Here is a 12,772-nt window from a genome sequence, read left to right on the forward strand (position 1 = left end):
TTACTGAAAACCAGCAATCTCGCTTAGCCGCTGTTGTGCGTTCGGTTGAATTGAAAGAAAAAAGTTCGTATTAAATTCATTTTTTTCTGCGCAAAACTTTTACATTTTCTTATTTTTTTGCTTTTATGATTTATTGTGCAAAATTCAAAGTTTAAACTTTTTACATTTATGTGTTTTTTTTGCGCAAGAAATTCAAGTATCTAAATTTCTACGCAAAATTTTTCATAATCCTTTTTTGAGATTTCTAGATTACTGCGCAAACTTTTCAAGTTTTCGCTTTTCAAGTTTTCTATTTTTACGTTTCTGAATTTTTGCGCAAAACTTTTCAAAAATCTGTTTTCAAAACATCTAAAAATTACGCAAACTTTTTAAGTTTCCACTTTCAAGTTTTTGATTTCTGTGCAAAACTTTACAAGTTTATTTTTTCGAGTTTCGAAATTTCCGGTTGAGATTTTTTGCTCACAACTGACGCACAATGTTTCGCGGCTTAAGCGAGGTTGCGATTCAAGCGGACTGAGTTTTCTCTGCCAAGATAAAACTTTCTTCGTGAAAACAAAATTTCCAATTACCGAAAACTAGCAATCTCGCTTAGCCGCTGTTAGCAGAAGGCTCGCTACTTAGTTCTTCTAATCTTATTTGGATTTTGTCTTGTATCGAATACATCTGCAATTTTAATTTGTTTTGCTTTTGCATCGATTGAATAAATCAGTTTGTAGTTGTTACAAACCAAATATCTGTAATCTTCTTCTCTATCAAGCAATGAATCTTCTATTTGACTAATTTCAGGATTTTTAATCAATTTATTTGGTTCGTCAACAATTTCCTTAAGAATGCTAACCGCAAGTTTTTGACTTACTTTTTCTGAATAATATTCAAATATTTTGTCTAATTCGTTTTCAGCTTGATCTGACCAGATAATCTCAAAACTCATTATCTATATTTTTCTAATAATTGAGCGCTTGTTTTGAACTTTCCAGTTTTAAAATCCTGCTCAGATTTATCAATTCTTGAATTTAGCTCTTTTAAAGACATTGGTTTCAAAACAGATTCTGTTTTTGATGATTTCTTTTTCATCAAATTTTCAAACTGAGAAATCATTTCCTCACTTTGAAGTTTTAGAAACTCTTGGACAAATTCAATTTTTCTGGTTTGCAAATCCATAATAATATATTTTATGTCAAATCTACAAAATATCTAATATTGTCGATGTTAATTTTTTCACGGATTTTTTTGAGCTTTCTGCTAAAGTGTCGCCGGTAAGCGACTTCGCGACGCCAGCGGACTGAGTTTTCTCTGCCGAAGATAAACTTAATTCGTGAAAAAGCAATTTTCCGTTACCGAAAACCAGCTTAATTCGCTTACCGGCTGTTATATGCCGTACCTTTTTTTGTAAAATTTGTAACCTACGAAAATGAGCGTCAAGATATTTATAAAATTCCAAATGTATAAAAGAATTTGTATAGTTTTATCAAAGCTTGTCATGCTTTCCCAACTTCCATAACTTCCTTTCGATGGATCATAAAAATCATCATAAGCCATTAACATAATTCCCAAAAATAAATAAACTAGTAAGTCCAATAAAATGATGGCAATTGCGATTACAATTTTATGTGAACTATTTTTCATAGTGACTCATTTTGCTATTAACTAAAAATGTATGGAAAAGACACTTTTAGGTCTTGATCAAAAATATTAAACTGATATTGCTCATCTATTTCTAAAATAAAAACAGTTCCATCTTTCGTTTCAATTATGTTTACTGTTGGTTTTGTAGAATGTTTTTTTATAAAGTCAGTTATTTTTGGCACAATACCAATATATTCCGGTGCTACTGTAAATTGATAGTCTATCATAATGTTGTTTTTTTTGCGTCTTGTTTTGGTATGGCATATAACGTTTCGCGGCTTAAGCGAGGTTGCGATTCAAGCGGATTGAGTTTTCTCTGCCAAGATAAAACTTTCTTCGTGAAAACAAAATTTCCCGTCACCTAAAACCAGCAATCTCGCTTAGCCGCTGTTGGCTGCAGTAGCTTTAGATTTCTTTTGCCTCTTTGTATGCTTGCAATTCTATTTCAGCTGAAATTCTAAAATTTGTTTGTTTTATCTTATCAAGAATTGGTTTAATTGATGGAATTATATTTTCCAATTTTGCCTTAATAATTATTCCAATTGTTCCAGTAAAATTCAATCCTAAATTTTCTGCAACTTTCCTAGCTTTATAATCATCTAGAATAAGTATACTTTCAGGAATTTCTAATGCCAAAGCAATAGCACTTGATTCGCCTCTGTCAATTTGCAATTCTAAAATTTGCATTTTCAACTTATCAGAAACATTCTGGATTTTTACCCAATCAGGTAAAGTCTCACCAAATTCTTCTGCAATTATTGATGTAGTAATAATTTCTCCGAAAAGTTTTTGAAGTATGTCAAATTCTCCAATATTAGAAAGGATTATAAAACAACTTGTATCTGAAATTATGGTTTTAGGCGTTGGCAACATCACGGCTTAAATCGGTTGCTGGAAAATTAAATATGGAAACATTGTATCTATTTAATAATTCAGCAAAAGTCCTTTTTGTAAGTCCAGCAACATCGGCAGCTTGACCAAGTGAAAGCTTTCCCTGCTCATATAATTTAGACGCAACAAGTAAAAGAACTTCTTTATTGTCCATATCTAAACTGTCTGGTATATTTACTGTCAATGTTTTCATATTTCAAAAGTACACATTATTTTATTGGAACGCGAATTTTGTTTTGCTATTGCAGCCAACGCTTGGCCGCTAACCGAAGTTGCTGATGAAAGCGAACCGAGTTCTCTCTGCTAAGATAATGTTTCTTCGTGGAAATGAAAGTTCTGGCTTCCTAAGATCAGCAATTGCGGTTAGCGGCGGTTAACTGCAGTTTTTTAATTTGTTTTTAAATTTTCAAATCCGTAAAGTGTGATATAATCAATTTTATTTGCCCAAATCTCAGTCGATTTTACTTTCGGGAAAGTGCCAGCAATACTCGTATTTTCAAACTTATCAGAATAGTAATATTTAATATCCGCCTTGTAATTTAAAGCCTCTTTGGTATTATTTCTTAAAACTAAAACAGTTTTCCAATCTTTATCATCTTTTCCTTCATTATAATAAGCTCCCATAAACAATTCAATAGTATTTTGTTTGGGATCATCAGAAAATAAATTTTCCTCTTTCTCTAGTGAATAATATTCTTTTATAGGTTCAACACTTAAAACTCGATAGTCATATTTCCCTTTGCTTGTTTCTTTGATTTCAATTAAGATCTTTGAGCCAAGCGGAAAAGTAAACGTTCCATTTTCGGTTGGAAATTTTCTAGGAATATTTAAATCTGTTTGCGAATACGTATTTGAGCAGAGAAGAAATAGCGCAAATAATAAATGAATTTTTTTCATGCCTGGGTTTTCTATTTTTGTTATGAACGATTTTGGTTCGGTAAAATTGCAGTTAACGTTTCTCGCATTTGAGAAGTTGCGGTTCAAGCGGACTGAGTTTTCTCTGCCAAGATAAAACTTTCTTCGTGAAAACAAAATTTCCGGTTACCGAAAACCAGCAATCTCGCTTAGCCGCTGTTGGGCGATGTTTTATTCATTGTATACAGTTAGTTCTCCTAAATATTTTGCTTTTATAAAATTATTTGTTGCTTCGACTTGAATTTTTATTAGCAACGGATTTTTTTGACTTCTTTGAGCAATTAAAGTAATTTCCGTAGGTTTGGTTGAATCAAGTTTAAATATCAACTCACAAACATCTTCATCTTTTAAAGTGTAGTTATGTTCATTTCGTTGAATATGTAAATTATTCTGGCTGTCAACTCCAAGATAACGATATGACGTAATATTTATCGCGCTTCCCCATTGCACTTTATCTAATTCTCCATTAAAAACATTTATCGTCATAAAATCGTCACCATGATTTCCAATTTCATTTATCGAAATAATTTTGGTAAACGTGTCTTTTTTGATATAACTTATCTTTCCTTTTTGTGCCAAAGCACTTTGACCATACAGAATAGTAAGAACAATGAATATTTTGAATAATTTCATAATTGTGATTTAGTTTTGTTTCGCCAAAAATATCGCCCAACGTGTCGCCGGTAAGCGAATTCGCGATGCCAGCGGACAGAGTTTTCTCTGCCAAGATAAAACTTTCTTCGTGAAAAACAAACGTTCAATTTACCTAAAACTAGCGTAATTCGCTTACCGGCTGTTATAAGCCGTTTCTATTAAATTTCATTTCCATCTAAGTCAACTTTATAAATATAATTTTGAAAATCTCTCACACAGATAATGTTATTCGTTATCGAAAAATTATCTTTTCCATCAATTGTTACAAATATATCTCGACCTCCAAATTTCCAAACGATATTTCCATTTTTATCAATTTTCGAAATTTGCATTTCTCCATGAATAATAAACTCCTCATCAATTTTGTAAATTCCAAAACATGTTATTTCGTCCGCTTGAGTTTTCCAAATTATCTTTAATTCAGGAATTGAAAGACAAAATACAAAATTACCACAGCAAATTTGTAATCGATTTTTCGAAACTACTAAAGAACCTTGATGAATTGTTGTTGCGCCACCGCCGACACCTAAAATCGCGCTATTAACTAAATTATCATTTTCAAAAATTTTAATTCCAAAAATTGATGGCAAAATGTATTCTGATTCTTCGAAATACACATTTCGGTAATCATTAATATTATATTTTGAATCCGACTCATACGCGGAGTTGCTTGTAATTTGAATTGTATATTGATTATATTTTGTCGTCAATTTATGTCGGTTTTCAGAAATGGCTTATAACGTTTTGCGGCTTCACGCAGTTGCGAATGAAAACGAACTGAGTTCTGTCTGCCGAATATAAACATTCTTCGTGAAATAAAGATTTCCGGTGACAAAAACTTCGCAATTGCTTGAAGCCGTTGTTATAAGCCGTTTTTCCTTGTCAAGTCATCTATCAACTTATTAAACTCTTCTCTTTTTTCAATCCAGAAATATTTGTTCCCATTTTTCATTCTAAACAATACACCTTGGGAAGGAAAATAAATGAAGTCTGTATGATATTTTGGAAAATAAATTCTTAAAGCGTAACACGTTTGCTCTAGTAAAATATCCAAATTGTTTGTTTTAAATTCCTTAAGATACTTAATTATATTAGTTGTTTCACCTTTGACAAGTGTCTTAAAGTTTAAATTTTTTGAGTTGATTTCTCCGCATTTATTATTTTTTTCAAACGAATACAATTCAACTTTTTGAATTGTATTCCAATCATACTTTTCTTGTGAAAAACAACTTTGAGTAAAAGCAATTACAACAATAAATATAACTAATAGATTTTTCATTTTCTTGGTTTTACGGTTTAAAATGGCTTATAACGTTTCGCGTCTAAGCGAATTCGGCGAAAATAGGAGCAGAGTATTCTCTGCTGAACGGAAACGAAGTTATGGAAAAAACTGTTTCAATTTACCAAAAACTAGCCGATTCGCTTAGCCGCTGTTGTGCGAAGATGCTCTATTTTAATGTCAAAATTTCAAAGCACCCATAGTTTGGGTTCTTTTCGAAATCTTGAATTTCTTTAAAATGAACTTTTAAAATATTAGCTAAGGCTTCTGTTCGAATATTTCCAGTTCTAATCCAAATTATCTTTGGAGGAAATCCATAAAGCGAGTTCAAATCATTAAAATCTGAATCTTGAGTTACAATTATGTAATTCGCTTTTTTCGCGAATTCCCAAATTGATTTATCTGAACTATCGATGAGATTTTCTTTCTTTGCAGAAGTAGAATCTGCAAATTCGTCGGATAGGATTTTTAGTATTCTGTGGGAAATATTCTGATCAAAGAGTAATCTCATACAGCAATTTGATAGATTTTATTTTCTCTATCTGCGGCATAACTAAGCGCAGCAAAAATATCGTCTTGTGTTAATTCATCAAAGTCAGATAAAATTTCAGGAATTGTCATTCCAGAAGCTAACCAATTTAGAATATCACTTACGCTAATTCTCATACCTCTAATAGTAGGTTTTCCGCCGCGTTTTCCAGCTTCAATAGTAATTATTTCTTTATAATCTTTCATGAGAATTTAATTTTCAATAAATGTACAAAAATGGAATCAATTTCCAAGTACACGACATGTTTTTGGCATTTTCGCACAACGTTTGGCCGCTAACCGAAGTTGCCGATTAAAGCGGACTGAGTTCTCTCTGCCAAAACAATGTATCTTCGTGAAATCACAATTTCTGGCTACCGGAAACTCGGCAATTTTGGTTAGCGGCGGTTGGCAGTAGTTCTATTTTCGAGTTCGCTTCTTCGAAATGATTTTTTTGCTAAAAGGCGAATTATCTAATTCTTTTTCAACTTCATCATTTAACTCGTATTCTAACAGGCTCAATATTTTCCTTGCTTTATTAACTTCCTCAAAAGCATCGATATCACGAATACATCCTATTGGTGGATCAATAATGTTTTGTTCTACTCCGCTCATAAAATCCAAATATGTATTTGTAGAATGAAGAAGATCAATAATAGTATTGATCTTTATTTCGTGAGAACTTATAAGATGATCTATATAAGGAAGTTCTTTTACTCTCTGCGTTAATATTGCACTTTCAAGTCTTTTCTTCTGACTAGTTATCAAATTCTCAGTTTCATTTTTTTCTTTTCCAACATTTGTCAAAACATTTTCTAGATAAATTTGTAAGGTTGCGGCAACTTCGGTAAGCTCATTGACTTTTAAAGAAATGTTTTCATACTGAGCTTTTCTAGTTTCTTGGTACAAAAGATCTCGAAAGAGTCCGGCCCATTGTTCTCTCAAAAAATATGTTATTTCGAGCGCTGTTTCAAAGGGTTGAACAATGTTGTTTTTAGGAAGAAGATAAATCTCTTCAATAAATTGATAAATTCTTTTGTCTTCAACAAAACGATATTTCACCGCATCATTGTCCTTATTGATTAAATAGGTTTCATATTCTGCAAGTACATTTTTTTCAATAAAAATGTAGACTTGTTTGCTTTGTTCAATTGCAGTCTTTATTTCGATTTGAGTTATTGAATAATCTCCTCTTTCTGCTTCTGTGCCGAATCGACCGCCAACAATACCAACAAGAATATCTATTTCGCTAATTTCTTTATAGCAGTATTCTTCCAATTTCTGGTCTTTTCCATAGGGAATACCACCTGTTTCGTTTCTAACACAATCATATCCTAGATCCTTAATAAATCTTTCTAGATCTGCTCGAACTTGCCTCAAGTCGAAAAATGTTGAACTGATAAAAACTCTTGGTTTTGCCATAGTATTATAGTTATTCGGTTTTTAAGAATTACTGCCAACGTTTCGCGGCTTAAGCGAGGTTGCGATTCAAGCGGACTGAGTTTTCTCTGCCAAGATAAAACTTTCTTCGTGAAAACAAAATTTCCGGTTACCGAAAACCAGCAATCTCGCTTAGCCGCTGTAGACCACCAGCGAATTCGCGATGCCAGCGGACTGAGTTTTCTCTGCCAAGATAGAACTTTCTTCGTGAAAAACAAACGTTCAATTTACCAAAAACCAGCGTAGTTCGCTTACCGGCGGTTGTGCGACGTTTATTTTTGTATTCCGATTATTTCTGTTAATTTGTTTATTGCGCTTTTTGAAAAAAATCTAAATCCTAATTCTAGAAAAATAAATCTCATTACTAATATAATCATAACGAGCGGAAATATTGCCTCTAACTTATTTTGAATGATTGAGACAATTATTCCAGAAAAACTGAATAAGGTTATTATCAATAAAAGGATTTTAAAAATTTTGCCAGTTTGGACTGACAATGTAACTCTTTGATCATCAAATTTTCCTTTTAAAATGCATATCTCTCCAATAATTTTTTTAGATAAATGAATTTCAAATTCATCCTCCTGAATTTCACCGATGAATATTTGATTATCCCAATTAGTAACGAATTGGTCTTTTGGTAAAGTTTGACTTTTTAATTTCGAAAGACTTGACTTGTTATCACCAGTTATTTCGATTGAATAATTATTTTGAGGAAATATTGCCATTGTTTAGGATTTCTCTTTAAATGTCGCACAACGTTAGGCCGCTTCACGAAGTTGCCGATGAAAGCGGACTGAGTTTTCTCTGCCAAGATAAACTTTCTTCGTGAAATAAAAACGTCCGGCTACCGAAATTCGGCAATTTCTTGAAGCGGCGGTTATGTGAGGTTGAATTATTACTGATATTTTCTTTGATTGACGATTCCATTTTTATAATTCAATACCTCGACTAATTTCAAATTTCCTTTTTTATCAGGATGAAATATTTTTATTATCGAGTCCGACTCGTTTTCATGTTTGTAAAAATTGAATTCTTTAAAAATTAACCTGTTTCTCTCGAGAGTGTAATTGCCTTTTTTAAATACAGTATCGTTTCTAATTGTTTTTAAAAACGAGCTACACAAGCTTTGCTTTTTATTTTTTGCATAGACGACAAAGAACTCGGCGTTCAAATTATCGTCATGAAGGAATTTCTCTTCTTTATAAAGTGAAAAGTCATGTTTGCCAATGCTGAAGTTTTCAATAAAAATACCGTTTCTTTTATTAGCAAAAAGAAAAGTAAATACGCTAAAAAATAAAAGTGATGTTTTCATGAAAAGTTTGATTTAAATGACGATTTTTCTTCAATCTCACATAACGTTTGGCCGCTTCGCGCAGTTGCGAATGAAAGCGAGTTGAGTTTTCTCTGCCAAGATAAAACATTGTTCGTGAAATAAAAATTTCCGGTGACCGAAAACCTCGCAATTGCGTGAAGCGGCTGTTATGTGACGTATAATTAATAAAACTTCCCATCATAACTTTTTAGCTTTTTTAAGTCCCAACTATTTGTGTATAATATTGTGATTTGATAATAGACATTTTTATTATTTGGATCGTGTTCATCTTCTTCAAATGTAAGATATTGAAATTCTAATCTTGGGATTTGACTATACCTTTCTTTTTGAAAAATCGTTTCGTTTTCTATTTCGATATTATATTCATTTACCGTTCTATTGACAAACGTTTTACTGCCATAGTCATCAAATTTAGAAACCAAAAGATCAAACAGATTTTTAGATTCGACTTGATTTTTGTACTGCATTGATATTTTTAAAACATACAAGCCATATTTTTCAAACAAATCTTTATCATTGAAAGCATATAAAACATTAAAATAGCCATTTGAAAATATTGAATGATTATAAGGTAAATTATCAAAATATGGATGAGTATTAAATTTTATTACATTTTTTTCTTTTTCAATTTCGGCTCCAGAATCATACAACATTCTATATTCTTGTTCAATTTTCGGCGGTTTGTTTGACAAGTCGAAACCAAAAAAAATATCACTTATAATTTTATTAGCATTTTTCTCTTGAGCAAAAGTTTTAATACTAATTAGTATTAAAAAAAATGTAATATATAATTTCATATGAATGCGTTTTTTATATCTGATCGTCAATGAATATGTCACATAACGTGTCGCCGCTTAACCGAGGTGCCGATGAAAGCGGACCGAGTTCTCTCTGCCAAGATAAAACTTTCTTCGTGAAAACAAAATTTCCGGTTACCGAAAACCAGCAATCTCGCTTAGCCGCTGTTAGCGGTAGTTCTCTAAAAAGGAAGATTGTTTAATAGTTTTATAACTCCCAAAACGAGCATAAATATTCCTCCAATTTTGTAAAACGTTCCAAATTTACGATACCATAATTCTTCCTTTTCGGTATTTCCATCTTTACTTTTAAAAGGTCTATAAATTTTAAACCCAATTAATGTCGCAAGAATTCCAAGTAAGGTATTAAAAAAGCCGTAGAATAAGTCCATTTTTATTATTTTTTGTTTGAATACCATTTTAAAAAATAAAGTATTCCGATTGCGATTAATAACGTTATTAAAGTAATGATAATTTCGGTAATGCCAAATTTTCTGTTTTGATTCCATTGTGTGTAAATTATGATAGGAATCGACGCGGCTATTGCTAACCAAATTTTTTTTTCTGCTTTTCTATCAAACAATTTCATTCAAATATTTTATGTAAGTTTTTACGTTTTGTGTCGCTATCGAATTACCGCTAACGTTTTGCGGCTAAGCGAGGTTGCGATTCAAGCGGACTGAGTATTCTCTGCCAAGATAAAACTTTCTTCGTGAAAACAAAATTTCCGGTTGCCGAAAACCAGCAATCTCGCTTAGCCGCTGTTATAGGCAGCCACTATTGATTTTTAAGTTCAATCTCAACTTTTTGTAAAATCAATTTTTCAAACTCTTTCTTTATTCTTCTATTTTCAAAAAAGCCCAAATCATTATTTACGTCTTGCCAATTTCCGTTTCCGTTAAAAACCGAGACAAGAGCAAATGTAGTTTTGTTTTTCCCAAAAGGTCTAGTCCAAGTCATTACAGTATTTTCCTCCAAATTGAACCATAGGTGATGCCAATAATCAGAATTGTCATCGTCAACGAAACCATTTCCCACATTTAAATCAGGATTTTTTTGTTTGACAATTTCAATAGCTCGCAAAACTTTAGCTTCAGAATAATTTAAATCGTAATATTCCGCAAATGGATAACTCCCGGCGGCGAAGAATTTTGAAAACTTATATAAACAAAAGCAAGTAAAAAGAATGATAAAAATAATTCCCAGTATTTTTTTGTTTTTAGAATTCATAATTTGTTATTGTTTATCATTTATTGCGCGGTCGGTTGCCTATAACGCCCTGCCGCTTCACGCGGTTGCGATTAAGCGAACTGAGTTCTCTCTGCCGAAGTTAAACTTTCTACGTGAATCTACAAGTTCTGGAACCACAAAACCAGCAATCGCTTGAAACGGCGGTTATGCCGCGTTGCTATTTAACGGATGAATATTTTCAAACTCATCATTCTTTAAATTTTTCTCTTCTTCCAAGTCATAATCATCTTGCAACCCAAGCCAGAATTTCGCAGATGTTCCCAAATATTTTGACAATCTCAAAGCTGTATCAGCTGTTATCCGTCTGTTTCCTTTTAAAATTTCCCCAACTCTCGTTTGTGGAATAAAAGTTTCTTTTGATAGGCGATAGGCAGTTATTCCAAGCGGAACGAGAAATTCTTCTTTTAAAATTTCCCCAGGATGTATATTTTTTAGCGTTTCCATAATTTGATTTTTAATGATAATCTACGATTTCAACCTCAAAAGCATTGTCATTTTCCCATCTAAAAACTAACCGCCACTGATCATTAATCCTGATGCTGTGAAATCCTGCATAATTACCGCTGAGTTTTTCTAAATGATTCGCGGGCGGAACTCTTAAATCATTTATATTTTGAGAGTTATTGATCATTCTCAACTTTCTTCTAGCAGTATTTTGAATCTCGGTCGGAAATTTTTTAGATTGGATTCCATTCCATATTTTCTCAGTTTCCTTGCCTCCAAAACTTTTAATCACAATCTCGAATTTTAAATACTAACGCCAAAGATAAGTAGTTGTTTTTGATTTCGCAAGTTTTTCTGCAATGTGGCATAACGCCCTGCCGCTTCACGCGGTTGCGTTGGAGCGAGCTGAGTTCTCTCTGCCGAAGTTAAACTTTCTACGTGAAATAAAGAAGTTCAACCCAAGAAAATCCAGCAATCGCTTGAAACGGCGGTTGTGCGCTGTTTTTTAATTTCGCTTATTTGAACTTACTAGATTTCCATTGTTATCAATTATCCAGTTGACAGTTAACTCGTATAATGGTATTCTTTTATCTTTTACTATTAAATTTTTGTCTTTCATTCGTTCGTTAATAGTAGGAATTTTGATGTATAAAAGTTTCTTTTCATCCTCGTTTTCAAATTTCCTGATAGTCGGAATTTGGTTCTCCATTTTTACATAAAACGTATAATCAGATTCTAAAATCAATGGATAAAATCGGTCATTTATAAATAACATTCGGTTCGAGACTGCGTTGGGAGTTTGAATTCCTTCTCTGATAAAGTGGATTTTATATTGCTCATTTGGCAAGCTCTCCATATAAAACGCGACGCTGTCATTTTTTGCACCTTTCATAAATTGATAAATTTCGTTTTCCGCTTCGATACCAATTAAGTATGGAATTATTTTATCTCGATTTTGCGCTTTACAAGCGAAAGACAATGCGATTGAGATTATTAGTATGATTTTTCGTTTCATATTTTCGATTGCTTTAAAATAGCGCACAACGTTCCCGGCATATGCGCAGTTGCGGTCTTAATACCTGAGAATTTTCTGCTACCGAAAAACGAAGTTAATGAAAATAATGTTTCTTTTAACTCAAATCCCGCAATTGCGTATATGCCGTGTTGGGCGAGATTTTCTATTAATCATATTTGGAAAAACGATATGACTTTAAAATTAATCATAAATAGATGTGATTAATGAAAATCGACCAGTTTGACCGTGGACGCAGCCAGATAAATACGGATTTAAATATGTCGCTTATGTCTTATAAGCGATCGTTTTTAAATCCGCCAGCCCAAAAACTACTTTTTTTTAAGCGGCCGAAGTTAGCGTAATGAATTTAACAAAATGTACAGTAAAACCGCAGCAGTGTCTCTTGATTCATAGATATTTTTACGCTAACTTCTCCAAGCTTCTAAAGCGATTAGCTTTGAAAAACGCGTTTTTCAGCGAATCCCTTCGCGAAGCTTGGCAGCAAAAATCGTCATTCTTCCTCTTTTGCCCGCTTAAAAAAAAGTAGTTTTTGTCGCTGAATTTATCGGCTGCGGTAACGTCAAATTGCGCCCAAC

Annotated in this window: 21 protein-coding genes; all 21 read right to left on the reverse strand. The window is 32.6% G+C overall.

Features of this window, described 5'->3' with window-relative positions:
* Positions 1 to 613 precede the first annotated feature (613 nt).
* The 21 genes from BLS32_RS17965 to BLS32_RS18070 all read right to left on the reverse strand — a co-directional run bounded on the left by BLS32_RS17965 (position 614) and on the right by BLS32_RS18070 (position 12,176).
* Entirely contained in the window at positions 614 to 931 is a 318-nt protein-coding gene (locus tag BLS32_RS17965) for a type II toxin-antitoxin system RelE/ParE family toxin (RefSeq protein ID WP_091399409.1), read from the reverse strand.
* A complete protein-coding gene (locus BLS32_RS17970) occupies positions 931 to 1,161 on the reverse strand; it encodes a hypothetical protein (RefSeq protein WP_091399412.1) in 231 nt (76 codons plus the stop codon). Before BLS32_RS17970 ends, BLS32_RS17965 begins: the two co-directional genes overlap by 1 nt.
* Positions 1,162 to 1,368: 207 nt before the next feature.
* Complete coding sequence (locus BLS32_RS17975; RefSeq protein ID WP_091399414.1) at positions 1,369 to 1,626, reverse strand: hypothetical protein; 258 nt, start codon at positions 1,624 to 1,626, stop codon at positions 1,369 to 1,371.
* Between the two features lie 17 nt (positions 1,627 to 1,643).
* On the reverse strand, positions 1,644 to 1,853 hold the full coding sequence (locus BLS32_RS17980) for a hypothetical protein (RefSeq protein ID WP_091399417.1): 210 nt from the start codon (positions 1,851 to 1,853) through the stop codon (positions 1,644 to 1,646).
* A gap of 178 nt (positions 1,854 to 2,031) precedes the next feature.
* Positions 2,032 to 2,499, reverse strand: coding sequence for a PIN domain-containing protein (locus BLS32_RS17985; protein WP_091399419.1), 468 nt, complete (start codon positions 2,497 to 2,499; stop codon positions 2,032 to 2,034).
* Entirely contained in the window at positions 2,483 to 2,710 is a 228-nt protein-coding gene (locus BLS32_RS17990; protein WP_091399422.1) for a UPF0175 family protein, read from the reverse strand. The genes BLS32_RS17985 and BLS32_RS17990 overlap by 17 nt, the downstream gene beginning before the upstream one ends.
* 194 nt (positions 2,711 to 2,904) lie before the next feature.
* Positions 2,905 to 3,414: a hypothetical protein gene (locus BLS32_RS17995; RefSeq protein ID WP_139171728.1), complete on the reverse strand. Its 510-nt coding sequence runs from the start codon at positions 3,412 to 3,414 to the stop codon at positions 2,905 to 2,907.
* A 189-nt stretch (positions 3,415 to 3,603) separates the two neighbouring features.
* Positions 3,604 to 4,065: a hypothetical protein gene (locus BLS32_RS18000; RefSeq protein WP_091399427.1), complete on the reverse strand. Its 462-nt coding sequence runs from the start codon at positions 4,063 to 4,065 to the stop codon at positions 3,604 to 3,606.
* 179 nt (positions 4,066 to 4,244) lie between these two features.
* Positions 4,245 to 4,796, reverse strand: coding sequence for a hypothetical protein (locus BLS32_RS18005; protein ID WP_091399430.1), 552 nt, complete (start codon positions 4,794 to 4,796; stop codon positions 4,245 to 4,247).
* A gap of 152 nt (positions 4,797 to 4,948) precedes the next feature.
* The gene (locus tag BLS32_RS18010) at positions 4,949 to 5,365 is read right to left on the reverse strand and encodes a hypothetical protein (RefSeq protein WP_091399432.1); all 417 of its coding nucleotides are present in this window, start codon (positions 5,363 to 5,365) and stop codon (positions 4,949 to 4,951) included.
* A gap of 169 nt (positions 5,366 to 5,534) precedes the next feature.
* Positions 5,535 to 5,876, reverse strand: coding sequence for a DUF5615 family PIN-like protein (locus tag BLS32_RS18015; RefSeq protein WP_091399435.1), 342 nt, complete (start codon positions 5,874 to 5,876; stop codon positions 5,535 to 5,537).
* Complete coding sequence (locus BLS32_RS18020; protein ID WP_091399437.1) at positions 5,873 to 6,100, reverse strand: DUF433 domain-containing protein; 228 nt, start codon at positions 6,098 to 6,100, stop codon at positions 5,873 to 5,875. The genes BLS32_RS18015 and BLS32_RS18020 overlap by 4 nt, the downstream gene beginning before the upstream one ends.
* A gap of 213 nt (positions 6,101 to 6,313) precedes the next feature.
* Complete coding sequence (locus BLS32_RS18025; protein WP_091399440.1) at positions 6,314 to 7,315, reverse strand: DUF4062 domain-containing protein; 1,002 nt, start codon at positions 7,313 to 7,315, stop codon at positions 6,314 to 6,316.
* A 290-nt stretch (positions 7,316 to 7,605) separates the two neighbouring features.
* Entirely contained in the window at positions 7,606 to 8,061 is a 456-nt protein-coding gene (locus BLS32_RS18030) for a hypothetical protein (protein ID WP_091399443.1), read from the reverse strand.
* A gap of 170 nt (positions 8,062 to 8,231) precedes the next feature.
* The gene (locus tag BLS32_RS18035; RefSeq protein ID WP_091399446.1) at positions 8,232 to 8,648 is read right to left on the reverse strand and encodes a hypothetical protein; all 417 of its coding nucleotides are present in this window, start codon (positions 8,646 to 8,648) and stop codon (positions 8,232 to 8,234) included.
* Between the two features lie 182 nt (positions 8,649 to 8,830).
* Positions 8,831 to 9,466: a hypothetical protein gene (locus BLS32_RS18040; RefSeq protein ID WP_091399450.1), complete on the reverse strand. Its 636-nt coding sequence runs from the start codon at positions 9,464 to 9,466 to the stop codon at positions 8,831 to 8,833.
* A gap of 182 nt (positions 9,467 to 9,648) precedes the next feature.
* The gene (locus tag BLS32_RS18045) at positions 9,649 to 9,858 is read right to left on the reverse strand and encodes a hypothetical protein (RefSeq protein ID WP_139171817.1); all 210 of its coding nucleotides are present in this window, start codon (positions 9,856 to 9,858) and stop codon (positions 9,649 to 9,651) included.
* 385 nt (positions 9,859 to 10,243) lie between these two features.
* Positions 10,244 to 10,696 (reverse strand): hypothetical protein, encoded by a 453-nt coding sequence (locus BLS32_RS18055; protein ID WP_091399458.1) that lies wholly within the window; start codon positions 10,694 to 10,696, stop codon positions 10,244 to 10,246.
* A 165-nt stretch (positions 10,697 to 10,861) separates the two neighbouring features.
* Positions 10,862 to 11,161: a HigA family addiction module antitoxin gene (locus BLS32_RS18060; protein ID WP_091399460.1), complete on the reverse strand. Its 300-nt coding sequence runs from the start codon at positions 11,159 to 11,161 to the stop codon at positions 10,862 to 10,864.
* A 10-nt stretch (positions 11,162 to 11,171) separates the two neighbouring features.
* Complete coding sequence (locus BLS32_RS18065) at positions 11,172 to 11,453, reverse strand: type II toxin-antitoxin system RelE/ParE family toxin (protein ID WP_091399462.1); 282 nt, start codon at positions 11,451 to 11,453, stop codon at positions 11,172 to 11,174.
* A 213-nt stretch (positions 11,454 to 11,666) separates the two neighbouring features.
* The gene (locus BLS32_RS18070) at positions 11,667 to 12,176 is read right to left on the reverse strand and encodes a hypothetical protein (RefSeq protein ID WP_091399465.1); all 510 of its coding nucleotides are present in this window, start codon (positions 12,174 to 12,176) and stop codon (positions 11,667 to 11,669) included.
* Between the last annotated feature and the right edge of the window lie 596 nt (positions 12,177 to 12,772).

This window comes from Flavobacterium noncentrifugens, from assembly GCF_900100375.1.
Lineage (GTDB): Bacteria > Bacteroidota > Bacteroidia > Flavobacteriales > Flavobacteriaceae > Flavobacterium > Flavobacterium noncentrifugens.